18 protein-coding genes are annotated in these 23,416 nt (G+C 70.1%); 7 read left to right on the top strand and 11 right to left on the bottom strand.

The window, feature by feature from the left end:
* The first annotated feature begins 16 nt into the window (after window positions 1-16).
* Window positions 17-616, top strand: coding sequence for an ECF-type sigma factor (locus tag ACO07H_RS18415; RefSeq protein ID WP_422016788.1), 600 nt, complete (start codon window positions 17-19; stop codon window positions 614-616).
* Window positions 617-879: 263 nt separating this feature from the next.
* Here the strand turns inward: ACO07H_RS18415 and ACO07H_RS18410 are convergent, their stop codons facing one another.
* From ACO07H_RS18410 to ACO07H_RS18400, 3 genes are all read right to left on the bottom strand, one after another.
* Window positions 880-1,461: a PEP-CTERM sorting domain-containing protein gene (locus ACO07H_RS18410; protein ID WP_422016786.1), complete on the bottom strand. Its 582-nt coding sequence runs from the start codon at window positions 1,459-1,461 to the stop codon at window positions 880-882.
* A gap of 65 nt (window positions 1,462-1,526) precedes the next feature.
* Entirely contained in the window at window positions 1,527-2,534 is a 1,008-nt protein-coding gene (locus tag ACO07H_RS18405; protein WP_422016784.1) for a hypothetical protein, read from the bottom strand.
* Window positions 2,535-2,688: 154 nt separating this feature from the next.
* On the bottom strand, window positions 2,689-3,174 hold the full coding sequence (locus ACO07H_RS18400) for a hypothetical protein (protein ID WP_422016782.1): 486 nt from the start codon (window positions 3,172-3,174) through the stop codon (window positions 2,689-2,691).
* Window positions 3,175-3,414: 240 nt separating this feature from the next.
* Between ACO07H_RS18400 and ACO07H_RS18395 the strand changes: the two genes are divergently transcribed.
* The 3 genes from ACO07H_RS18395 (at window position 3,415) to ACO07H_RS18385 (ending at window position 8,290) form a co-directional block, all read left to right on the top strand.
* Window positions 3,415-4,203 (top strand): Crp/Fnr family transcriptional regulator, encoded by a 789-nt coding sequence (locus ACO07H_RS18395; RefSeq protein ID WP_422016780.1) that lies wholly within the window; start codon window positions 3,415-3,417, stop codon window positions 4,201-4,203.
* A 50-nt stretch (window positions 4,204-4,253) separates the two neighbouring features.
* Window positions 4,254-6,614, top strand: coding sequence for a putative bifunctional diguanylate cyclase/phosphodiesterase (locus ACO07H_RS18390; protein ID WP_422016778.1), 2,361 nt, complete (start codon window positions 4,254-4,256; stop codon window positions 6,612-6,614).
* 65 nt (window positions 6,615-6,679) lie between these two features.
* The gene (locus ACO07H_RS18385) at window positions 6,680-8,290 is read left to right on the top strand and encodes a methyl-accepting chemotaxis protein (RefSeq protein WP_422016776.1); all 1,611 of its coding nucleotides are present in this window, start codon (window positions 6,680-6,682) and stop codon (window positions 8,288-8,290) included.
* A 9-nt stretch (window positions 8,291-8,299) separates the two neighbouring features.
* Here ACO07H_RS18385 and ACO07H_RS18380 read toward each other — a convergent pair whose 3' ends face one another.
* The 6 genes from ACO07H_RS18380 to ACO07H_RS18355 form a co-directional block, all read right to left on the bottom strand.
* Window positions 8,300-10,357, bottom strand: coding sequence for a PAS domain S-box protein (locus ACO07H_RS18380; protein WP_422016774.1), 2,058 nt, complete (start codon window positions 10,355-10,357; stop codon window positions 8,300-8,302).
* On the bottom strand, window positions 10,354-11,139 hold the full coding sequence (locus ACO07H_RS18375) for a winged helix-turn-helix domain-containing protein (RefSeq protein ID WP_422016773.1): 786 nt from the start codon (window positions 11,137-11,139) through the stop codon (window positions 10,354-10,356). Before ACO07H_RS18375 ends, ACO07H_RS18380 begins: the two co-directional genes overlap by 4 nt.
* A gap of 100 nt (window positions 11,140-11,239) precedes the next feature.
* Entirely contained in the window at window positions 11,240-13,753 is a 2,514-nt protein-coding gene (locus ACO07H_RS18370; RefSeq protein ID WP_422016771.1) for an ATP-binding protein, read from the bottom strand.
* Window positions 13,754-13,774: 21 nt separating this feature from the next.
* The gene (locus ACO07H_RS18365) at window positions 13,775-14,566 is read right to left on the bottom strand and encodes a substrate-binding periplasmic protein (RefSeq protein ID WP_422016769.1); all 792 of its coding nucleotides are present in this window, start codon (window positions 14,564-14,566) and stop codon (window positions 13,775-13,777) included.
* Window positions 14,567-14,589: 23 nt separating this feature from the next.
* Window positions 14,590-15,348: an HD-GYP domain-containing protein gene (locus tag ACO07H_RS18360; protein ID WP_422016767.1), complete on the bottom strand. Its 759-nt coding sequence runs from the start codon at window positions 15,346-15,348 to the stop codon at window positions 14,590-14,592.
* An 11-nt stretch (window positions 15,349-15,359) separates the two neighbouring features.
* Window positions 15,360-15,734, bottom strand: a complete 375-nt coding sequence (locus ACO07H_RS18355) for a response regulator transcription factor (protein WP_422016765.1) — start codon at window positions 15,732-15,734, stop codon at window positions 15,360-15,362.
* 505 nt (window positions 15,735-16,239) lie between these two features.
* On the opposite strand from ACO07H_RS18355, the gene ACO07H_RS18350 reads away from it, so the two are divergent.
* The 3 genes from ACO07H_RS18350 to ACO07H_RS18340 all read left to right on the top strand — a co-directional run bounded on the left by ACO07H_RS18350 (window position 16,240) and on the right by ACO07H_RS18340 (window position 21,193).
* Window positions 16,240-16,872 (top strand): MCP four helix bundle domain-containing protein, encoded by a 633-nt coding sequence (locus ACO07H_RS18350; protein WP_422016763.1) that lies wholly within the window; start codon window positions 16,240-16,242, stop codon window positions 16,870-16,872.
* A 103-nt stretch (window positions 16,873-16,975) separates the two neighbouring features.
* Window positions 16,976-17,899, top strand: a complete 924-nt coding sequence (locus tag ACO07H_RS18345) for a diguanylate cyclase domain-containing protein (RefSeq protein ID WP_422016761.1) — start codon at window positions 16,976-16,978, stop codon at window positions 17,897-17,899.
* A 3-nt stretch (window positions 17,900-17,902) separates the two neighbouring features.
* A complete protein-coding gene (locus tag ACO07H_RS18340; protein WP_422016759.1) occupies window positions 17,903-21,193 on the top strand; it encodes a CHASE domain-containing protein in 3,291 nt (1,096 codons plus the stop codon).
* Window positions 21,194-21,216: 23 nt separating this feature from the next.
* Here ACO07H_RS18340 and ACO07H_RS18335 read toward each other — a convergent pair whose 3' ends face one another.
* Together ACO07H_RS18335 and ACO07H_RS18330 are read right to left on the bottom strand one after the other, a co-directional pair.
* Window positions 21,217-21,906, bottom strand: a complete 690-nt coding sequence (locus ACO07H_RS18335; protein WP_422016757.1) for a PEP-CTERM sorting domain-containing protein — start codon at window positions 21,904-21,906, stop codon at window positions 21,217-21,219.
* 35 nt (window positions 21,907-21,941) lie between these two features.
* A complete protein-coding gene (locus ACO07H_RS18330; protein WP_422016755.1) occupies window positions 21,942-23,402 on the bottom strand; it encodes a PA domain-containing protein in 1,461 nt (486 codons plus the stop codon).
* Window positions 23,403-23,416: the final 14 nt, after the last annotated feature.

Here is a 23,416-nt window from a genome sequence, read left to right as displayed (position 1 = left end):
CAGAAGCCGGTGTCCGATGAGTTCCACGCCATCGCCGTCCGCCGATGTGACCCAGTGGCTGCGCCTGCTCAACGAGGGCGCGGCCGCCGGCGTCTCCAACGAGCTGTTCGAGCGGCTGTATGCCGAGCTGCACCGCATCGCCCGCAGCCACATGGCGCGCGAGCAGGCCGGCCACACGCTCAGCGCCACGGCGCTCACGCACGAGGCCTGGTTCCGCATGGCCGAGCAGACGCGCACGCGCTGGCACAACCGCGCCCATTTCCTGGCCGTGGCGTCCACGATGATGCGGCGCATCCTGGTCAACCACGCGATGGCCAAGCGCGCCGCGAAGCGCGAGGCGCAGCTGGTGTCGCTGTCGCTCACCGACATGCAGGATGCGCACGAGCTGGTGGCCGGCGACGGCGCGGCCGATGTGGTGGCGGTGCATGAAGCCATCCTGGCCTTCGAGGCGGTGGACCTGCGGGCCGCCAAGGTGGTGGAGCTGCGTTTCTTCGGCGGGCTGGAGAACGAGGAGATCGCCGAGGTGCTGGGCATCTCGCTGGCCACCGTCAAGCGCGACTGGACGGTGGCGCGTGCGTGGCTGCGCCGCGAGCTGGGCGCGCAGCCGCTGGCCTAGGGCCTGTTGACACGACGGGAGTAGGTCTCGAAGACCATCCGCCAGGGGCCAATCAAGGCGCAGCGCGCCGCCCGCATTGATATGCGGGCAAGCGGTGCAACGCCGAGTGGCCCCTGGCGAATGGCCTTCCCTTCGGGTTGTGACCAGAAAGCCCGCGCGCGGCGTTGCGGAGCCTCGCTTGGGGCCTACCCAAGCTTCGTTCCGCGCCTTGCTCGCGGACTTTCTGGTCACAACGCGGCCTGCTCCCGTCGCGTCAACGTACCCTAGGCTCGCCGGCTGCGCCGCCGCAACAGGCCCAGCCCGGCAACACCCGCCAGCATCAGCGCCCAGGCGCCGGGCTCGGGAACCGGCGCGGCGAGGGTGGCCGACATGTCGTCGATGCTGAATGCGTAGGCGCTGCCATTGAAGACGATGCGGTCGACCTGGCCGCTGTAGTTGCTCGCCAGGAAGCCACCGCCCGCCGGCCGCGTTCCCGAGGTGCCGACGTACTCGCCGTGCAGGAACAGGTTGAAGGCCAGCTTGGCGGTGGGATTGAAGGCGAAGAGACCGTCGAAGAGCACCGGCGAGGCGAAGCTGATTTCCGGGCTGTCGGCCACGGCCAACGCGAGGATGGCGCCGGAGCCGCCGTTCAGGCCGGTGTATTGCAACTCGTCGCGGCGGCGCAGGATCCAGCCCGTCCAGGTGGCGCCGGCATAGCCGTCAGGGATGGTGCCGGCGCTGTAGAACGGCACGGACAGCTCCTCGAAGCCGAAGACGACGGGGGTGTCGGCATGGGCGCCGAAGCTGGAGAGGGCCATTGCGAGCGCTGTCGCGAGGGCAGGCATGGCGGGGCGGGCGGAATTCATGGGGGCTCCAGACACGTTGAGGACAGGGACTCGCTGGTCTACGCCGCACGGCAGCGCCAAACGGCTCACCGAGCCGCCACCAGCTTCTCCACGAACGCATCGCGGGCCTGGCCGATCATGCGCAGGTAGCTCTCGTTGAAGTTGTCCTCCGTCAGCCTCACCACCATCGTCTTGTTGCTCGTCTGGCTGGCGCCGCGGCCGCCGGTCAGCAGGTTCAGGCCGACCGACAGCGCGTTGGCGACACCGTCGCTGCGCTTGCTTTCCTCGGTGGTGGTGTCCTCCAGTGCAAAGCCGTCTGCCTTGACGACCAGCGGGTTCTCCAGCCAGATGTTGGCGTTGCCGCCGCGCGGGCTGCTGGCGAAGATGCGCGCGCCCTCGTGCGAGATGACCTGCACCAGCGTGCTCTTGGCCATCAGCGTCGGGCCGGTCTCCACGGCCGCACGCGCCTTGCCGGTGAACGAGGACAGGAAACCCTTGGACGACGTGGTGCTGCCGAAGCTGGCCAGGTAGTGGAAGCGCACCAGGTACACGCCCAGGCCCTTGGCCACGTCGCTGAACTCGCCCTGGTATTTGCTGTTGAAGGCATCCATGCGGTCACCCATGGTGCCGCGGTTGTCCGCGCCCGACTTGAAGACGGCCTTCATGCCGGCCGGCGCGAAGATGCGCGAATAGGCGCCGGTGTCGTCCACGACGTAGGGCGCGTCATGGGCGACCTTGGCCATCAGCGACTGGTACAGCGGCTGCGCCTGCAGTTCGTCCGCGGGGACGACCTCGAAGCCTGCCTGGGTCAGCGCGGTCACGGTGTCCTGGTAGGCGCGGTCGGTCAGCGCCTGCATGGCCGCGTCGGACACGCCCTCCAGCTTCGCGTCGATGTTGGCCGACGAGCCGCCGCCCTGGCCGCGCGCCTTCAGCGTGGTGATGAACTCGACGCCGAAGTGGTCGACCACGACCTTCTTCGCGCCCTTGAAAGTGGCCAGGTTGTCGCTGGCCAGCGCGGGGGCTTGTGCGTGGGCGTGGGTGAGGCCGGCGGCCAGTGGCAGGACGACGAGGATGCGGGCAAGCGAGGGGAACATGGCGTGGGGCTCCGGTGGTGGACGCAAGTCCCGCCACGGCGTGGCCGCAGCGAGGGTCAACGTAAACGCCGAAACGCCAGGCCGAAGAGCTCATCGGGTGCCAACAAAAATGCCGTGGCCTCCCACGGGCGGGGCCTGTGCATTGCGTCGGGGCCTAAATCAGCGTCATCACCAGGGCCGCCTGGATCAGCCGGCGGTGCCGCTCGGCCAGCGGCAGGCCGGCTTCCCAGTTCTTGGCCAGGCTGAAGAGCCGGTGTTGCTGGCCTGCCAGTGCGGTGAACATGGGGATGCCGCTGGCGGCGGCCAGTTGGCACACGGCATCCGCGCTCACGCCCTGCCATTCCACCGCGTCGTAGAGCCGGCCCAGCATCGCGCCGATCTCGGGCAGCTCCTCCGGTCGGCAGTGGGCGGTTGATGCGGGCAGCAACGAGACGTGCACCCCCAGCTCCCGGGCCGCCTGCAGGAACAGTTGCGCCTCCTGGCTGTGCGCGTCGGCGCACATCAGGGCCAGCCGCTTGCCTTGAAGCACCTGGGCCGGGCCGTGCTGCAGGGCTTGCGCGTGCGCCAGCAGCGTCTGCAGTTCGTCCGTGGATGGGGAAGTGGTCGACGCCGGCAGGTGCAGCCAGGAGGGGGAATGCATGGAAGGAACCTGGGGAGGACTTGCGTCTTTGCAATGAGTCGCAGCCTAGTCGGCCCATCGCGCCAAGCCTTGACCGCGATCAAATCCTCGCGCCCGCACCCGCGTTCGCTGCCACGGCGACGCCCCGTTCACCGTCCGTTTGCCCTCCGTTCACCCAGCGTCACCGATTGACGCCCGGCATTGCCACGGCATTTGCAGCCGCTGCCTAGCATCCATTCACCCGCAACCCAGGAGATGGCCATGCTCAGCAGCAACCCCGGTCTGTCAATCGACCCGTCCGGCCCGGTGCTCGCCGAGCCGACGCCACCGCGGACCGCCGTGGACGACGCCAACCGGCGCGCCGGCCAGCGCATCGGCGAGACGCTGCAACTGCTGTCGCGCACGCTGGATCCGCAGCGCCGCGTCGTGCGGGCGGGCGATGCGATCTACCAGAGCGGCGAGCGCTTCAGCCATCTCTACGTCCTCAACTCCGGCATCTTCAAGCTGCTGAGCCTGTCGGCCGATGGCCGCGAACAGGTCGTCGGCCTGAAGTTCCGTGGTGACTGGCTGGGGTTCGCGGGCATCGCCAAGGGCCACTATGTCTGCGACGCGGTCGCGATGGACACGGGGGAGGTCTGGGCGATCCGCTACGACGCGCTGCTGGCGGCCTGCGCGCGCCACCCGGAGCTGATGGGCCTGGTGCATGAGGCGATGAGCGGCGAGATCCTGCGTGACCGCGACTCCATGATGTCGGTCTGCACCATGCCCGCCCATGCGCGCGTCGCCGACTTCCTGCGCTACTGGGCGGAGAACCTCGCTTGCCGGGGCATGCGCACGGACCAGATCACGCTGTGCATGACCCGCGCCGAGATCGGCAACTACCTGGGCATGACGCTGGAGACGGTCAGCCGCGCGCTGTCCAGGCTGGTGCGGCAGGACTTGATCTGTTTTCCCGAGAAGGGCCGGCGCGACATCGGCATCCCCGACGTGGGCCGGCTTGAGGCGTATGTCCAGCACTGCCTGGCTCCCGTGGGGCACACGCTGCAGTGAGCGCAGCGCGCGGGCGCTGGGTGGGACGACAAAAAGCCAGGGAGGCTTGCATGAGTGAACAGACCGTCTCTTCAACGGCAGACGCGGGGTCCGGGAGCCGCCATCCGCACGTGGCATGGGACAGGCCCGCGGTGGCGGCCGTCGCCTACGCGGTGCTGGGGCTGGCCTTGATCGCCGGTTCCGACGATGTGCTGCTGGTGGTGGCGCCGGACCTGCTGGGCCTGGCTGGCATCGGGCGCATGGAGGGGGCGGCCTTCGTGCTGTTGACCGGCCTGCTGCTGTACCGCCTGCTGCTGCGCCGCGACCGCCAGCTCTTGCAGCAGCACGATGCCGCGCAGGCGGAGCAACTGCGCGCCTGGCGCCTGCTCGAGGCGATTGCCGAAAGCTCGCCCGATGCGATCTGCGCCAGGGATCTGCAGGGCCGCGTGCTGTTCGCCAACCGTGAGGTGGGGCGCTTGCTGGGCAAGAGCGTCGCCAGCATGCTGGGCCAGAGCCCGGCGCAACTGCTGACGCCGGAGGATGCCCAACGCATGCTGGCCGACGATCAGGCCGCGCTGGCAGCGCAACGCCCGATCAGCACCGAGACCACGCTGACCACCGTCGACGGCGAGCGCAACTACCTGAGCACCAAGGGCGCCTTGCGCGACCTGCAGGGGCAGTTGCTGGGCGTCTTCGCGGTCAGCCGCGACGTCACGGCCCGCCGTCGCGACGAAGCGCGGGCGCTGCAGTGGGCGACGGCCTTCGAGAACATCCGCGACGGCGTCATGATTGCCGGCGCCGACGGTGCCATCCAGACCGTCAACGCGGCGTTCACCCACATCACGGGCTACACCGCCGAGGAGGCCGTGGGGGCCTCGGTGAAGCTGCTGCGCTCGGGCCGCCATTCGTCGGAGTTCTACCAGCAGATGTGGTCCAGGCTGCTCACCGGCGGCCGCTGGCAGGGCGAGATCTGGAACCGCCGCAAGAACGGCGAGGTCTATCCCGAACTGCTGACGCTCAACGTGGTTCGCGACGGTGCAGGCGAGGTGACGCACTACGTGGGCGTGTTCACCGACGTCACGCGCAGCAAGGCGGCCGAGGCGCAGGTCGAGCGCCTGTCCAACTTCGACCCGCTCACGGCGCTGCCCAACCGGATGTGCGTGCAGGCGCGGCTGGAGCAGGCGCTGCTGCGCGCGCGGCGGCACGAGACGGCGATTGCGCTGATGGTCATCGACCTGGACGGCTTCAAGACGGTCAACGACAGCATGGGGCACCCGGCCGGCGACGAACTGCTGGTCTGCGTCGCCGCGCGGCTGCAGGCCCGGCTGCGCGCCGACGACCTGCTCGGCAGGCTGGGGGGCGACGAGTTCCTCGTGATGCTCGAAGGCTGCGGCGCGCCGGCCGACGTGGCCACGTTGGCGCGTGACCTGCTCGACACGCTGGCGGCACCCGTGCCGCTGAGCTGCGGCAAGGATGTCTACGTGACTGCCAGCATCGGCATCAGCCTGCATCCCATGGACGGCAGCCAGGACTCGGTCGAGCTGCTGCGCGATGCGGACGCTGCCATGTACCGGGCCAAGACGCAGGGGCGCAACCGCTTCTGCTTTTTCACGAGCAACCTCAATGCAGAGGCGCTGGCCAGGCTGGAGGTCGAGGCCGACTTGAGCCGCGCACTCGAGCGCAACGAGCTGTTGCTGCACTATCAACCCAAGATCGACGCGGCCACCGGCCGGGTCGCCGGCGCCGAGGCGCTGCTGCGCTGGAACCGCCATGGCTGTGGCCTGGTGCCGCCCGGCCAGTTCATCCCGGTCGCCGAGCAGAGCAGCCTGATGCTGGACATCGGCGCCTGGGTCATCGACGAGGCCTGCCGGCAGATCCGTGCCTGGATGGACGCCGGCCTGCCCGTCGTGCGTGTGGCGGTGAACGTCGCGGCGCGCCAGTTCTCGGCGGGCGACCTCGACCAGGTCGTGGCAGGTGCGCTGCAGCGTCACCGCGTGGACGCGCAGTGGCTGGAAGTCGAGATCACCGAAGGCATGCTGATCACCGAGCCCGAGGCGGCGACCGGCATGCTCAAGCGCATCAAGGCGCTGGGCGTCCAGTTGTCGCTGGACGACTTCGGCACGGGCTATTCCAGCCTGGCCTATCTGCAGCAGTTCCCGCTGGACGCGCTGAAGATCGACCAGTCCTTCACTTGTCGCATCGGCGAGCAGCCCGATGGCGCGGCACTGGTCGATGCGGTCATCTCGCTGGCCCACCGCCTGCATCTGCGCGTGGTCGCCGAAGGCGTCGAAACCGTGCAGCAGCGCGACTACCTGCGCCGCCGCGGCTGCGACGAAATGCAGGGCTACCACTTCGGCCGCCCGGCGCCGGCCGAGTCGCTGCAGGCGCTGCTGGCAGCCCAGCCGTTCCCGGCATCGAGCACCCACCCCTGACCCCATCCGCGGGCCGCGCCCGCCATCGGCCTGCGACGCCACACAGGCCGCGACAAGGAGATTCCATGCGCAACAACCTGCCGGTCACCCAGCGAGAGTACCTGCCGCCCACTGACCGCAATCTGGTCTCCACGACGGACCTGAAGGGCCGCATCCTGCATTGCAACGCGGCCTTCGTGGCGGCAAGCGGCTACACGCGCGACGAGCTGCTCGGTCAGCCCCACAACCTGATCCGCCACCCCGACATGCCGCCGGAGGCCTTCCGCGACATGTGGGACACGATCGGCGCCGGCCGGCCCTGGTCGGGGCTCGTGAAGAACCGCCGCAAGGATGGCGACCACTACTGGGTCCAGGCCAACGTCACGCCGCTGCTGGACGACGGCCGGCCGGTGGCCTACATGTCAGTGCGCTCCCACCCCACGCGCGCGCAGGTCGCGGCGGCCGAGGCGCTGTACGGGCGCATGCGCGGCGAGCAGCGATCCGCTCGCCTGACACTCGTGCTGCGCGGGGGGCAGTTGCGGCGCCTGGACTGGCGCGGACGGCTGCAGGGCGCCTTCGCCGCGCTGCCGTGGCTGTCCCTCGCCCCGGGCTATGCGGCTGTCGGCGCGCTGGGCGTGCTGCTGGCCGGCCCGTCGCCCTGGCTGGCGGGCGGCGCCATCGCGCTGGCCGCCTGCGCGGCCTCGGTGCTGGTGCAGCGACGGCTGCGCCTGGGCCTCACCCATATCGAGCAGCACGCCAACCGGCTCGCCGCGGGCGACCTCAGCGGCAGCCTGGACCCGAGCGGCGACCCGCGCAGCCGTGCGCTCGAGGTGGCACTGGGCCAACTGGCGGTCAACATCCGTTCCCTGGTGACCGACACGCGGGCCGAGATGGACGAGATGAACCGCGTCAGCCGCGAGATCGCCCAGGGCAACCAGGACCTGGCGCAGCGCACCGAGTCGCAGGCCGCCAGCCTGGAGGAGGCCGCGGCCAGCATGGAGGAGATCACCGCCACCGTTCGCCAGAGCACCGACACCACGCACCTGGCCAGCGGCGTGGCCGCGGAGCTCAGCGAGGTCTCGCGGCGCAGCGCGCACGTCGTGCACGGCGTCACCGAGACCATGGGCGGCATCACGCGCTCGTCGCAGCAGATCGCCGACATCATCCAGGTCATCGACGGCATCGCGTTCCAGACCAACATCCTGGCGCTCAATGCCGCCGTGGAGTCTGCGCGTGCGGGTGAGCATGGGCGGGGCTTCGCGGTGGTCGCCGGGGAGGTGCGGGCGCTGGCGCAGCGCAGCTCCACCGCGGCGCGCGAGATCAAGCAGTTGATCATGGCCTCCACCGAACAGGTGCAGGCGGCCGGGCGCCAGACCGACAGCGCACGCGCCAGCATCGACACGACGCTGAAGTCGGTGGAGAGCTTCGCCACCATGATCGGCGACATCGACCGCGGCGCGCAGGAGCAGCTGCTGGGTATCTCCCAGATGCAGGAGGTCATCCAGCAGATGGACGGGTTCACGCAGCAGAACGCCAGCCTGGTGGAGCAGCTCGCCGGCGCGGCGCGACAGATGCTGGTGCAATCCGAAGAGGTCGGCGCCGCGCTGCGCGTGTTCCGGCTGGGCCGCGAGTCCGGCCCCAGCACGGCGAGCGATGCGGTGGCCTTGCGGCGCGCGGCGCGGCTGCGCGATGCCTAGGGCGGTCAGTCAGCGGCCTTGACCCAGCGCGCGGGCCATCGCCTGCGCGAGCTCGCTGCGGCTGTAGGGTTTGGGCAGCAGTTCCCAGTCGGCGGGCGATTCCCGGTCGGCGTCCAGCAGCTCCGAGGAGAAGCCGGACATCAGCAGGATGGCCAGGCCCGGCCGCCGTTGCTGCGCGATGCGGGCCAGTTCGGTGCCGCGCATGCCGGCACCCAGCGCGATGTCGGTGAGCAGCAGGTCGAAATCGGCCTGCGGCGTGAGCAGCTGCAGCGCCTGCTCGGCGCTGGCGCAGACGCTCAGCACGCAACCCAGGCCGTGCAGGAAGTGGCGTGCCACGGCGCGCACCTCGGCGTCGTCCTCCACCACCAGCACCTTCAGCCCCGCCGGCACGGCGTTGCCGGCGGCGTCAGCCTCCGGCAGCCCGGCCTGAGCGCCTTGCGCGACGGGCAGGTACAGGCTGATCGTCGTGCCCTGCCCGGGTGTGCTGTCCAGGCCGACGGCACCCTGCGACTGCTTGACGAAACCATAGACGGTGCTCAGCCCCAGGCCCGTGCCGCGGCCGGCCTCCTTGGTCGTGAAGAAGGGCTCGAAGGCGCGCTCCTTCACGGCGTCAGACATGCCGGTGCCCGTGTCGGCCACGGCAATGCACACGAACCGGCCCTCGCCCAGCTCCTGGCGCAGCGCGTCCGGCAGCGCGCCGGCGGCAGCGGCACTGAAGTGCAGGGTGCCGCCGTCGAGCATCGCGTCCCGCGCATTGATGGCGATGTTGAGCAGCGCAGCTTCCAGCTGGCCCGCATCGGCCAGGGCCATCGGGCAGTCCGGCGCGACCTCCACGGTGATGCGGATGCGCTGGTCCAGCGTGCGCCGCAGGATGTCCGTCAGCGGGTGCAGCAGCGAATGCACATCGACCGCGCAGGGCAGCAGCACCTGCCGGCGCGAGAAGGCCAGCAGCTTGCCGGTCAGTTCGGCGCCGCGCCGGGACGCGCGCATCGCCGCGCCCACCAGTTGCTGGCCGACGCTGTCTTCGGCGAGGGCAGGGCGCTCCTCCAGCACCTGCAGGTTGCCCTGGATGACGGTCAGCAGGTTGTTGAAGTCGTGCGCGATGCCGCCCGTGAGCTGGCCGACGCTTTCCAGGCGCTGCGCGTGGTTCAGGGCTTCCTCGGTCTGCGCGCGCTGCAGGCAGGTGCCCAGCAGGTTGGCCAGCGATTCGAGGAAACGCTGCTCGTCGTCATCGAAGCGCCGGGCCCGGCGCGACCGCACCTTCAGCGCGCCGATGACGCGCCCGCGGTCGGACAGCGGCACCGCCAGCGCGCTGACGAGGCCCGCCTCCAGATAACCAGGCGGCACGGTGAACCGTTGCTCGCTGCGAAAGTCCTCCACGACGACGGGTCGCCCCTGGGCCAGCACGAAGCCCAGCGGCGTGTCGCTGCGGTTGGCAATGGTGGCGCCCAGGGCCTCGTCGGCAATCAGCCCCACGCCACCGGCGACGCGAAGTTCCAGGCCGCTGGCCTCCAGCACGAACACGACCGCCATCTCGACTTCCAGCGCCTCGGCGGCGATGGCCGGCACCTGCTGCAGCAGCAGCTTCGGATCGCGGGCGTCGACGGCCAGGCGGCCCAGCCGGGCCAGGTACTCGCTGTATCGCGCCCGCTGCAGGGCCTGCTTCACGCGCGGGTAGGCGCCGATGTCCCGGATGGCGGCCACGACGAACGGCAGGCCGTGGTCCTGCAGCGGGCTCAGCGCGATCTCGACCATCACTTCCGAGCCGTCGCGCCGCTTGGCCACCAGCTCCATCTGCGTGCCCATGGGCCGCGCGCGCGGCGCATGCGCATACGCATTGCGGTAGGACGCATGGCGCGGCCGGATGGCGTCCGGCACCAGGGCGTCCACGCTGGTGCCGATCAGCTCGTCCACGCGGTAGCCGAGCAGGCTGGCCGCGGTCGGGTTGGCCAGCACGATGAGGCCTTGGGCGTCGACCAGCAGCAACCCGTCGGGATAGGCGGCGAAGAGCGTGCGAAAGACGGTGCGCTCGTCGAATCCGTCCGGCAGGGAAAGCGGCGGCGTCATGGCAGGGGGCGGCTGTCCGCGCTGCTGCAGGATGACACGGTGGGCGTGAACAGGTAACCGGCGCCGCGCACGGACTTGATGATCTGCGGCGTCTCGGACTGCGGCTCCAGCTTCCTGCGCAGCCGCCCGACCTGCACGTCGATGGTGCGGTCGAACGGCCCGGCTTCCCGTCCGCGGGTGTGCGACAGCAGGAAGTCGCGCGACAGCACGCGGCCCGGATGCTGGGCGAAGGCCTGCAGCAGGTCGAACTCGCCCGCCGTCAGCACGACCTCGTCGCCCCGTGCATGCGTCAGCCGTCGCGCCGCCAGGTCCAGCAGCCAGCCCTCGAACGCCAGGCACTCGCGCCCATCGCCGGCCGGCGGGGGCGCCGCAGCCGCAGCGTGGCCAGGTGTTGTCGCGTCCTGCGGCTCGGCCGGCGCGATGCGTCGCAGCACGGCCTTGATGCGTGCCACCAGTTCGCGCAGGTCGAACGGCTTGGTGACGTAGTCGTCCGCGCCGACTTCCAGCCCCACCACCTTGTCGACCGCGTCGCCGCGTCCGGTGATGATGACCAGGCCGCAGCGCCAGTGCTCGCGGAGCTGGCGGGCGATCACGAAGCCGTCTTCGCCGGGCAGGCCCAGATCGAGCAGGACGAGCTCGGGGGGATCGCTCGCCATCGTGTCCATGAGCGTGCGACCCGAATGCAGCTGCGTCGTGCGAAAGCCGTGGCCCGCCAGGTAGTTGGCGAGCAAGTCGGTGATGGCGATTTCGTCATCGACGACGACGATGTGCGGAAGTTTCAAGGCGTGGGCGCAAGGGGATGGTCACGGCATTGAAGCATTATTTTCGCGGCTGCGGATCGGTGTCCGGCCCGCGGCGAGGCGGCCGGCGGCGCCCCGGGCATCAGTACGAGGTGAGCATCTGCGAGTCGCCCGTCGCGCGCTGCGGTAGACGGATGCGGAAGACGGCGCCGCCGCCGGGCCGGTTGTCGGCGGTGATGCTGCCGCCGTGCACGTCGACGATCTTGCGGCAGATCGCCAGGCCCAGCCCGGTGCCGCCGGAGCCGTCCTTGGTCTTGCTGGACTGAACGAACGCCTCGAAGATGGTTTCGAGCTCGGCGGGCGGGATGCCCGGCCCCTGGTCGGCCACGCTGATGACGATGTCGTCCTGCGGCGAGATCGCGGCTTCGATCTGGAGCAGGCCCCCCTCGGGCGAGAACTTGATGGCATTGGCCACGACATTGCGGATGGCCTGGTGGATGCGCGACGGGTCCACCTTGCCGACCAGCGGCTCGTCCGCCAGGCGAAGCATCAGCCGCAGGTGGCGCTTGCCCAGCAGCGGGTCCAGTTCGCGCAGCACCGCCTGCACCAGCGTGCGCAGGTCGCAGCGCTCGAGGTTGAAGGTGCCGACGGCACTCTCGATCTTGGCGACATCCAGCAGGTCGTTCACGAGCGCCAGCATGCGCTGGCCGGAGTTGTGGATGTCGGTGAACATGCGCGACAGCTTGGCGTCGGCGTGACCGCGCGTGAACCCGAGCTCGGAGAAGCCCAGGATGGCCTGCAGCGGCGTGCGCAGCTCATGGCTGATGTTGGCGACGAACTCGGACTTGGAGCGCGAGGCCTCCTCCGCCGCGTCGCGCGCCTCGCGCGTGGCGCGCTCGGCTTCGCGGAATTCGCTCACGTCCATCAACGTGCACAGGATGCCGGCCGCGCCGCCTTCGCCGCCCGGCACCAGCACCTTCGTGATGACCATGTCGCGGTGCGAGCCGTCGCGGTGCCGCACGTGGGTCTCGTAGCGCAGCCGGCCGCCTTCGGCCATCAGCTGCGCGTCATGCGCGGCATGCAGTTGGGCATCCTCGGGTGCCAGGAAATGGCCCACGGGGGCGCCGATGACTTCGGCGCGGGACCGGCCGACGAACTCTTCCCAGGCCTGGTTGACCATCACATAGCGTCCCGAGCCGTCGAACATCGAGACGGGCAGCGGGCTGAGTTCGAGCAGCAGCCCGGTGAAGGCCAGCTGGTGCTGCAACTGCAGGTCGGAGGCGACACGCGCGCTGACGTCGATCGCGCTGCCGGCAAAGCCGACGATGCCGCCCTCGCCGTGCAGCGGCACGACCGCGACCTGGAAGTGGCGGGGCTTGCCGTCCGCTGCGGGGATGCAGATCTGCGCCTGTCGCACGCCGGCCCGGTCGTCGAGCCGGAACAGCGCGTTGGTGCGCTGCCGGTCGGCGGCCGCGGCCAGGTCCTGCAGATGCCTGCCCTTGGCCTGCTCCATGCCGTCGTCGCTGATGGCGCCCCAGCGCGCGTTGACGAAGGTGATGGCGCCGCTCGCATCGGTGCGGAAGATCAGCTCCTGCACGCTCTTGAGCAGCACGCTCATTTCGCGCTCGCGCAGGGCCACCTGGTCGTGCGCGGCGTCCAGCGCGTGGCGCGCCCGGTCGCGCGCTTTCATCTCGTGCAGCAGCGCCGTCAGGCCACCGGCAATCGCGGCCAGTGCCAGCAGGCCCAGCGCGCCCAGCCAGCGCACGACGCCGTACCAGTTCTGCAGCGCCACCGCCGCGGCCTGCTCCACGACGACGACGAGCGGCCGCGTGCGCGACGCGCGAAAAGCCACCACCTGTTGCCCGGGCTGCACGCCGGCACCGACGTACACGCCATGTTCATTGGCCGGCAGCCAGCTGTCGAACACCGGGTGACCGTGGATCTGGGCGCCAGGGTCCAGCGCCACCTCGTCGGTGGCCGAGATGAGCTGGCCGCCCCAGCTGCTGAGCAGCGCCACCCCGCCTTCATCGGACAGCGCCACCTGCTGGAAGTTGGCCAACGCCCCCGGGTTGATGAGGGCCAGCAGCAGCAGCCGGTGGCCGCCGGGACCGTGCACGACGCGCAGCAGCGGCAGCATGCCGACGCCCGCCGCATGCGGCCCGGCGACGCCGGGCGCCATGTCGGCCAGGCTGCGCCCGGGCTGCAGCGGCAGCAGCGTGTCCCTGCCGTCGCGCGGCAGCGTGCCCCACCTGCCGATGTCCACGCGCAGGCCCTGCTCGGCCGGGATGGAGCTCGCCAGCACGGTGCCGCCTTCGTCGAGGACGGCCGCGCTGCGCAGAAACGGCAGGCTCTTCAGCAGGTTCTGACCCAGCAGCGGTTGCAGCCGCTGCGGCTCCGCCGAGGGCTGCTGCGCGATGCCCTCGCCCAGCGTCTGCAGGATCAGCGAGGTGGACTCCACCGTGCGGGTGACGTGGCCCTCCAGCGTGCGCGCAATCAGCTCGGCTCGGTCACGGGCGTTCTCCAGCGTTTCGCGCCGCTCGAACTCGGCAAAAACGGTCAGTGCCGTCAGCACGGTCAGCGCCAGCAGGGCCGCCAGCGCCTTGGCGAGCAGGCGTGCGCGGCCGAACATCGGCCGCGCCGAAGGCGGTGCCGACATGCCGCGTCGCGCCCGCATGGGTCAGCGCGTCACGACGATGTCGGCGAGGCCATGCTTCCTGGCGGCGGCCAGGAGCCGGTCGTCGCGCTTGATGCTGGCGACGAACTCGTCGAGCCGGGCCAGCCAGCGCGGGTCGCCCTGCCTGACCGCATAGCCGTACGGCAGCACCGAGAAGGGCTTGGGCGGCGCGACCAGGCGCGCCCAGTCGGCGTTGTCCAGCAAGCGGCGGCTGTAGGGATAGTCGGTCATGAACACGTCCACGCGGCCCGCTTCGAGTTCCTGCTCCCGCGTGGCGGGCGGGCGCACGACGACCATGCGGGCCTGCTTGAGCGCGTCGCGCATGACCGGCTCCATGAAGGTGCCGGCCTGCACGGCCACGAGCACGCCGGGCTGGTCGATGTCGGCCCAGGTCCGGACGGTGCGGCTGGCCCGCGTCGTGACGCCGTAGATGTCGCTCTGCAGATAGGGCGCTGTGAAGGCCAGCTGCTCCTTGCGGCTGGGCAGCATGCCCACCGCGAACATCGCCACGTCGCAATGGCCGGCGTTGAGGTCGCCCACCAGCCGCGGGAAAGACGACTCGACGTACTCCACGCCGACGTTCAGGTCGCGGGCCAGTTCGGCGGACAGGTCGATGTCGATGCCGCCGAGTTGCTGCGTGCGCGGGTTGCGGTAGGTGACGCCGTAATAGTCGGGCCAGATGCACACGCGCAGCTTGCCGCTGGATCGCACGCGCTCCAGCGTCTGAGCCTGCGCCATCGTCGCGGCCAATGCCAGGCCGACCAGGGCGGCCGTCCAGCTGCGAAACCTGTTCATGGTGTTCTCCCGGAAGGCAAGTGTCACTCCAGTTCCGCCAGCGCCTCGAAGCTGGGGGGCTGGCGGTTGATGCAATCGCGAAGTTCGATCAGCACCGCGACCTCGTCGAGCAGGGTGTCGACGATGGCCGGGTCGAACGCGGTGCCACGCTGCTTGATGAGCATGTCCAGCGCGACGTCGTCCGCAAAGGCCTTGCGGTAGCACCGGTCCATCGTCAGCGCATCGAAGAAGTCGACCACCGCGACGATCCGCCCGGACAACGGGATGGCTTCGCCGGCCAGGCCGCGTGGGTAGCCGGTGCCGTCCCAGCGCTCGTGGTGGGTCAGTGCGACCTCGGCGGCCAGCTGGAACAGCGGCACCCGTGAGCGGCCCAGGATGCCTGCGCCGATCTCGGCATGCCCGTTCATCACGCGGCGCTCTTCGGCGTCGTAGCTGCCGGGCTTTTTCAGGATGTCGTCGGGGATGCCGATCTTGCCCACGTCGTGCATGGGGGCCGCGCGGCGCAGCATGCGGGCGAAGGTCTCGGACTGGCCGAGCGCCAGCGCCAGCATCTCGGCGAGGTAGCCGATGCGCACCATGTGCACGCCGGTGTCGTCGTCGCGGAAGTCCGCGGCCATGGCCAGGCGCAGCAGTGCTTCGTGGTGCGCACGCGTGACTTCGCGCAGCGCCTCGTTGCGCTCCTGGTACATGCGGCGCAGGTCCACCACGATGCGCTCCATCTGCGCGGCGGCGGCGTTGTCGAAGCTGTGGGTGGCAGCGGTGGGGTCGGTCGTGCTCGTCATGGCCTGCGTCCTCAGGCCGGGGCCCACAGCCCGACGATGCAGTCGATCAACTGCAACGGACTGAAAGGCTTGACGAGGTAGGTGTCGGCGCCGGCCTGAAGGCCGGCCTCCCGGTCGCTGGCCTGGCCCCGGGCGCTCAGCATGATGATGCGCGGGCCGCCGCCCGGCGCCCCACCGGCACGCAGGCGCCGGCATACCGCCAGCCCGTCCAGGTCGCCCGGCATCATCACGTCGAGCAGCACCAGGTCGGGCTGCATCTGCTGCGCCATGGCCAGCGCGTCCTCGCCGCTGGCGGCTTCGCAGACGTCGTAGTCCTCAAACTCAAGCGTCATGCGGATCAGGCGGCGGATGTCTGCGTGGTCGTCGACGATCAGGATTCGTTTCATGGCAATGCCTCGGTTGGCTTCTATGCGAGCCTGAAGTATCGAATTTATCGATTGTGTCGTCTAGGTGTTCATGACTCAGCAGGCCGAGTCATGTGCACAAGTTCTCGCAGTGAACGCCGCCGCCAGGCCTGCGCAGCATCCGTGGCTGGCTTCTACCCATGAATGTAACGTGCTCGCTTGAAGGTCGACGGGTGAAGTTGCTGCGGTGAGGGGTGCCTTGGGTCGGGTCACGCCCTCAGTGAATTGGCACTTTCACGTTCGAGTGAAAGCTGGCTTTCGCGCGTTTTGATCGAATCTGGTGTCAAGGCGGGCGTTCGGAGGCTCCCGAACGGGGCCGGCAAGGCAAGTTCTGCCCTCGTTCGACGCGAAAGAGCGCAGTTTTCCACGGCGCGCATCGTCGACGCATGGATTTGGTTGGCAAATTTGTTATCAAATATATCGAAGATACAGATTTTGGCGCGCCTTACGCGCCTCCGGCCTGAACCCGACACCTGGGAGACGACACGTGAACCCACCCAAGCACTGGCGCACCGGCACCCTGCCGGGCATCGCCTTCGCCCTGGTCGCCCTGCTGATGCTGGCCCTGGCCGTCAGCGCACGCCTGGGCCTGCCGGCCTGGCGCCGCCACATGGACGTGCTGCTGCACGGCGGCGCTGCCCAGGTCAGCCTCGTCAGAGGCCTCGGTCACGATTTGAACCGGCACGCGGGCGCCGTTCGCGACCTGTTGGCGCTGGACGACGAGGCGCAGCGCGAGCAGCAGATCGCGCGGCTGCTGGCATCGCGCGAGCACATCGCCCAGGCCTGGGAGGACTTGCGAGGCCGGTTGAGCGCGGCGCAGGATCTCGAGTTGTTCCAGCAGGTGCAGCAGGCGCGGGCCGGCTTCACCGCCGCAGAGGACGAGTTGCTGCCGCTGGTGCGCGCTGCGGACCGGGACGGTGCCAGGCGCGTGCTGCTGGACGTGCTGCGCCCCCGCCAACTGGCATATCAGAAGAGCGTGGAAGCGCTGACGCGCTGGCAGGAGCAGCGCATGGAGGCCGCGTCCGAGGCCGCTGCGGCCGTCATGGAGCGGGTCGCGATGCTCGCCCTGGGCGTCGCGGCGCTGGGCATCGCCGTGGCCGTGGCTCGATGGCGCCACTGAGCACCCCGGCACGCCATTGCGGCACACCACCCGCCCAGCGCACGGCCCGGGCACCGTTTTCAACCGGCGCTCCGCCCGCCGCCCAAGATCTGAAGCACTTCACATGAACTCCATCCTCATCGTCGACGACAACGTGCACCTCATCGCCCTGCTCGGGAAGATGCTGGCGCCCATCGGGCAAATCACCTTCGCGACGTCCGGCCCGGCGGCATTGGCGCAGATGCGGGAGCGAGCGCCCGATCTGGTGCTGCTCGATGCGCAGATGCCTGCGATGTCCGGCTACGCCGTCTGCGAGGCCATGAAGTCGGACCCGGAGCTGGACAGGATCCCGGTCATCTTCGTCACGGCCCACAACGATGTCGCGGCCGAGGTGCAAGGCCTGGCCGCAGGTGCCGTGGACTTCATCTCCAAGCCCTTCAACGAGGCCATCCTGCTGGCACGGGCCAGAACGCAGCTGAGGCTCAAGTGCCTGTCGGACGAGTTGCGGCGCCGTGCCGCGGTCGACGGCCTCACCGGGCTGGACAACCGGGCGAGCTTCGACCAGCGGCTCCAGCTCGAATGGGCCAGGGCGGTGCGCAGCGGGGCCCCGCTGTCGCTCGTGCTCCTGGACGTGGACCATTTCAAGAAATACAACGACCGCTACGGCCACCCGGCGGGCGACGGCTGCCTGCGGCAGGTCGCGGGCGCGCTGGGCGCACAGGCGCGGCGCCCGGCGGACGTGGCGGCGCGCGTCGGTGGCGAGGAGTTCGCACTGCTGCTCCCCGACACCGATGCCGCGGGTGCCCGCGACACGGCGGAGCGCATCAGGTCGGCGGTTGCCCGGCTGGGCATCGCGCATGAAGCGTCGGCCACGGCCGCCCACGTCACCGTCAGCATCGGCGTGGCGACCTGCCGGCCTGGGCCCGCCTGCACCGCAGAGGACCTGATGAAGCACGCCGACCAGGCCTTGTACGCGGCCAAGGCGCAAGGGCGGGACCGTGTGTCGGTCGAGCCGGCCCCGGCCGCCTTGATCGCAGCCGGGACCTGAGCCATGGCTGGTGCTGGACATGCCCCCGGCCAGGCGGGCGCGCCGGTGCGATCACCGCGCCGCTTCGTGATGGTCTTGCTGTGGATCGGCCTGGCCAGCCTGGTCGCCGGCCTGCTGGCCTATCGTGTCCAGGCGGAGCAGAACCGCATGGACGCCGACGAGCGCTTCGCGCTGCTGTCGCAACGCGTCACGCACGGCATCGTCGAACGACTGCGGCGCTACGAGTACGGCCTGCGCGGCGCACGGGGTGTGGCGGCCGCGACCGACGGGGTGCTCACGCAGCAGGCATTCGCTCGCTACGGGGCGTCCCGGCAGATCGACCGCGAATTCCCGGGGGCGCGCGGCTTCGGGATCGTCTACCGCGTGAGCCCGGCCGACGAGGCGGCCTTCGTCAAGGCCCGGCGCGACGACGACTCGCCCGGCTTTTCCATCCGCACGCTGACGCCGCATGAGGGCGACCGTTTCATCATCACCTATGTGGAGCCGCTTGAGCGCAACCGGGAGGCGATCGGCCTGGACATCGCGTCCGAATCCGCCCGCCGTGACGCCGCGCTGCGCTCCGCCGCCACCGCGGAGGCGACCATGACCGCCCCGATCACGCTGATCCAGGCGAGCGGCAGGACGTCGGGCGGCCTGCTGCTGTTGCTGCCGATACGCCGGGCCGCTGCGGGCGGCGCGCCGGGTGAGCTGATCGGCTGGTCGTATGCGCCGCTGCTCATCGAGGACATCCTGCAAGGCCTCGACGCCGAGGACGACCATTTCGCGCTGTCGCTCTTCGACCTGGCGCAGGGCCCGGACACCGAGTTCTACGCCACCGGCAAGGCCTCGGCGCTGGCGGCGGGCCTGGAGGTGCAGCGCGTCGACATCCCGCTCTACGGCCGGCGCTGGGAAGCGCAGTTGCGGCCCACGGCCGCGTTCGTCCACTCGCTGCACCAGGCCTCGCCGTGGAGCGAGGCCATCAAGGCCATGCTGCTGGGCGGCGTCTTCGCGGCGCTGGTGGCCACCGCGGCGCAACTGGTGGACCGCACGCGCGGCCAGCGGCTGGAACTGGCCCGCCGCGCGGCGATCGTGGAGGGCAGCGACGACGCGATCATCGTCCAGGACTTCGACGGCACCATCACCGACTGGAACGATGGCGCCACGCGGCTGTTCGGCTTCTCGCGCGAGGAGGCCGTCGGACGGACGGCGACCCAACTCCTGCTGCCGCCGGCGCTGGCCGCCGAGGACGAAACGCTCAGGGCCACCGTGGCCGACGGCAACCGCGTGCATGTGTTCGACACGTCGCGCCGCGCCCGCGACGGCTCGGAGATCGCGGTCTCCATCACGGCGTCGCCCATCCACGACGGCGACGGTGCGGTCGTGGGCTCGGCCAAGATCCTGCGCGATGTGCGCGAGGCCAAGGCGGCTGCGCAGCGGCTGCAGGAACTGAACGCCTCCCTGGAAGACCAGGTGCGCGATCGCACGGCGCTGCTGGACGAGGCCATGCGGGAAGCCCGCGAGGCCAACGAAGCGAAGAGCCGCTTTCTCACCAACGTCAGCCATGAGATACGCACACCGATGAATGCGGTCATCGGCCTGTCCCACCTGCTCGGGCGCACGCGGCTGGACGACGACCAGGCGGCCACGCTGGCGCGCATCCTGGCCGCCGGCAAGGCGCTGATGTCGCTGCTGAACGACGTGCTAGACCTCTCGAAGATCGAGGCCGGCGAGATGACCGTGGAGGTGGCGCCGTTCCAGTTCGAGGACATGCTGGACGAGGTGGCGTCCATCGTCGGCGTGTCCGCCGCCCAGCGCGGGGTGTCGTTTTCCGTCTCGACGCATGGGGCGCTGCCGGGCCTGGTGATGGGCGACAGCCTGCGCTTGGCGCAGATCCTGTTGAACCTGCTCAGCAACGCGGTCAAGTTCACGCCGCAGGGCAGCGTCGCACTCGATGTCCAGCTGGGCGTCGTCGATCAGGCGGGGCTGCTGCCGGTCTGCCTGCGCGTGTCCGATACCGGCATCGGCATTCCCGAGGACGTGCAGCGCCGGCTGTTCCAGCCCTTTGTGCAGGCCGATGCGTCCACGACACGCCGGTTCGGTGGCACGGGCCTGGGGCTGTCCATCGTGCGCCAACTGGTCGAGCTGCTCGGTGGCACGATCACGCTGGCGAGCGAACCTGGGCGAGGCAGCAGCTTCCAGGTCGACCTGAGCTTGCAGATTGCCGGTCAGGAGGCGATGCCGGTGTCGGCCGCCCGCCGCGCCGAAGGGCCGGGCCAGCTGCTGGCCGGCGTGACGGTGCTGGTCGTCGACGACAACGCGCTGAACAGGGAAGTCGCGGATCGCATCCTGCGCAGCGAAGGCGCCATCGTCGCCGTGGCCTCGGACGGCGAGCAGGCGGTGGCTCTGCTCGGGTCCGGCGCCTCGGGGTTTCAGGCGGTGCTCATGGATGTGCAGATGCCGGTCATGGACGGGCTGGAGGCCACGCGGCGGATCCGTGCGCTGCCCGGCGACGGCCGCGTGCCCATCGTCGGCCTGACGGCAGGCGTGTCGTCCGACGAGCGCCGGCTGGCACTGGACGCCGGCATGGACGCCGTGGTCGGCAAGCCCTTCGACCCCGCGGTGCTCGCGACAACGATATCGCGGCTGCTCGGCCGGCCTGTCGATCCGGCGCCCGTGGCCGGCCCGGCGCCTCGGCCGGCGGCGCCACCGGCCGGATGGCCCGTCATCGACGGCCTGGATGCGCAGCAGTCCTTCAGCAACCTCAAGGGCGATGGCGAGTTGTTCGGCCGCATGCTCGCCGCGTTGGCCGACATGATCGGCGCCAACGGGCGTGTGCTGGCGGGCGACGAGCCACCCGCGCAGCGCCTGCAAGGCCATGCGGCGCTGCTGCACGACCTGAAGGCGATGGCGGCAACTGTGGGCGCCGCCGACCTGCAGGCGGCCGCGGGGCGGGCCGAGCAGGCGTTGCGAGCGGGGCGTTGGCATGACGCACTTGCAGACATGGCCTGCGTCGCGGACCTGGGCCGGCCCATCTCGAAGGCCTGCACGGCCATCGCCGCGATGCCTGCTGCGTCACGGGGCGATGTGCCGGCAGACCGGCTTGACGGTGAACGGCTGTCGGCCTTCATCGGGCAGCTCAGGCGCAAGGACCTGGCGGCGCTGCCGGCCTGGCAGGCGCTCGAAGCTGCCTTCGGCGCGACGCTGGGCGACGTCGCGGCGCAGCGCGTCGCCAGGCTGGTGCAGGCGCTCGACTTCGAGTCCGCCGAGCAGGCCGTGTGCACGGCCTGCGCCCAGGCCGGCATCGCCACGCCGTGACGGGGCCGCCCGGTCGGGCGCGATCAGCCGACCGCAGCGGGGCTGTGCGGGGTGGCCCTCGGGCGCAGCAGCAGGCCGACCACACCCAGCGCCAGCAGCAGGGCCGAACCGGGTTCCGGCACGGCGGAAATCGACTGCCCGAGCACCAGTTGCCGCGCGGTGGGCCAGAGGGAGTCGCCCGACGGCAACTGCTCCGAGTAGAGGCTGACCGAGGCGATCTGGGCACCATCGGAGACAAAGCCGATGAAGCTGCTCGTGGTGGCGTCGCTCACTGTCTGCGTGACCGTGTGCCCGGCCACGTCGGTGACCGACAGCGTCACGGTGCCCAGCTGATATTGGCCATTGAAGTCGCTGCCGAAGAAATAGCCGCCGAACGCGGTGATGCCCTGGGCGAAGTGGGAGAAGGTGATGACGTCGGTGGCGACGTTGGCGGTCAGCCAGTTCTCGTCCGCGGTGCCGGCACCCAGCAGGCTGGAGCTGGAGGCCTCGGCCTGGTAGTAGTAGAGGGTTCCGAGCTGGGTGCGCCGGGTCATCGGGCTGGCGCCCGCTGCATCCTGGGCCACGCCGAAGAAGGTCTCGATGCCGGGCGCCGTCACCTCGGCATTGAAGGCCGACGGGTCGGCGTAGACGGTGATGTCGGCATGGGCCAGGCCCATGCCCAGCAGCAGTGGGCAGAGCATCAGGCGCTGTGTGACAGGCAATGTACGAATCATGGGTCAACTCCTGGGTGAGTTCATCGGGCCGGGCTTTACCAGCCCAGGTCCTTCAACAGCGGAAGGGTGAGGTCCTTGGGCGGCGCGAGCAATGTCGACAGCCCCTGCGTCATGAACGGCTCCATGAGCACGGAGGGCGTCAGGCTGGTGTCCCAGTGCGAGACCGAGGAGCCTGCCGAGAACGCGGCCGGCGTGTACAGCAGCGGCCGGCCGGAACTGTCAGTGCCGGCGTACTGGCCGGTGACCGAGGCCGCCAGCGAGGCCAGCAGTTCGGGCGCCGGCTTGCCGCGCACGCGGTTCAGCAGCGCGGCCTTGATCGCGTCGCCATCGGCCTTCAGCACGCGAACGGACGGGATGGTGATCGAGGCGTCGCTGCCGGCCATGCCGGAAATGGGCGCCACCACGTTGTCCGCCACCAGCACGGCCTTCGCGCCGGCGAGCTGCAGGTTCTTCACCTTCACCGTGAAGGCGCAGTTGCCGCGGTCGATCAGCGCGATCTTGCCCGCTGCCAGCGCTGCATTTGCCGCGCTCAAGGGCGTGCAGGCCAGCCCGGTCCCGTTGACCTGGTCCACGATGCGCACGATGGCGCCACTGACGGGCTGCGGGCTCAACGGCGGCCCGAACTCCGCCTCGCCCAACTGCTTGGTGCCGGCGACGGTTGCGGCGCCAGAGCCGCTGACCTGCAAGGCCGGCAGCTTCGCGAAGCTCAAGACCTGAGGCACACCGTTCACGGCGTTGCTACCCGTCCAGGCCAGTTGGAGCGGATTGACGGCCGAGAAGGAGCGTTCCCAGTCCTCCATGTCGAGCCACGTCTTGCCCAGCGTGTTGTCGTACATGAACGATTCCCAGATGCTGGGGATCGTCATGAAGCGTGCGCCGTTCGAGGCGTTCGTGGTCAGCAGCGAGAAGCCCATGCCGTGGCCCAGCTCGTGCAGCAAGGTGGTCGCGAAATCGATCTGGCTGCCGGCCTGCCCGTCCAGGCCCAGGTAGAACGGCGTGCCGGTCAGGCAGCCGGAGGCGCCGAGGTTGATGTTGAACTGGGTCAGGATGTCGACGTTGCCGTAGCCGCTGCCGTCGTCCTGCTGGCCGTAGTAGTCCGTCAGGCTGCGGCCGCTGATCTTGTTGGCCAGCGCCTGCGGATACCAGGTGCCGGCAACCGGGGCGCCGGGGAAGTCGTACCAGACGTTGTAGGGCATCGCGCTGCCGAGCACCGCCCCGGAGGCATTGCAATCCAAGGCCTCCCAGCCGGCGCTCACGGTGATCTTGACACTGCTGTCCAGCGCCTTCTCCCAGATGCCCGCCACGTACTTGTAGACGTTCATGCGCTGCTCGCCGAGCGTGCGACCGTTGTTGCCGCCCACCGGCGTGGCCGGTGTCGGGTCGTTGAAGCCCAGGCCCGGCTTGTCGCGGTTCTGGATCTCGATGGTGGCCGCCTGCGCCGATGCGCACAGCGCCAGCACCGCAGCCATGGCCAGGGTGACGGTGATCGACGACATCTTGTTCTCCTGCG

The organism is Roseateles sp. (assembly GCF_965229315.1).
Classification (GTDB): Bacteria; Pseudomonadota; Gammaproteobacteria; order Burkholderiales; family Burkholderiaceae_C; genus Pelomonas.
This window is presented reverse-complemented; position numbering and strand designations above follow the sequence as displayed.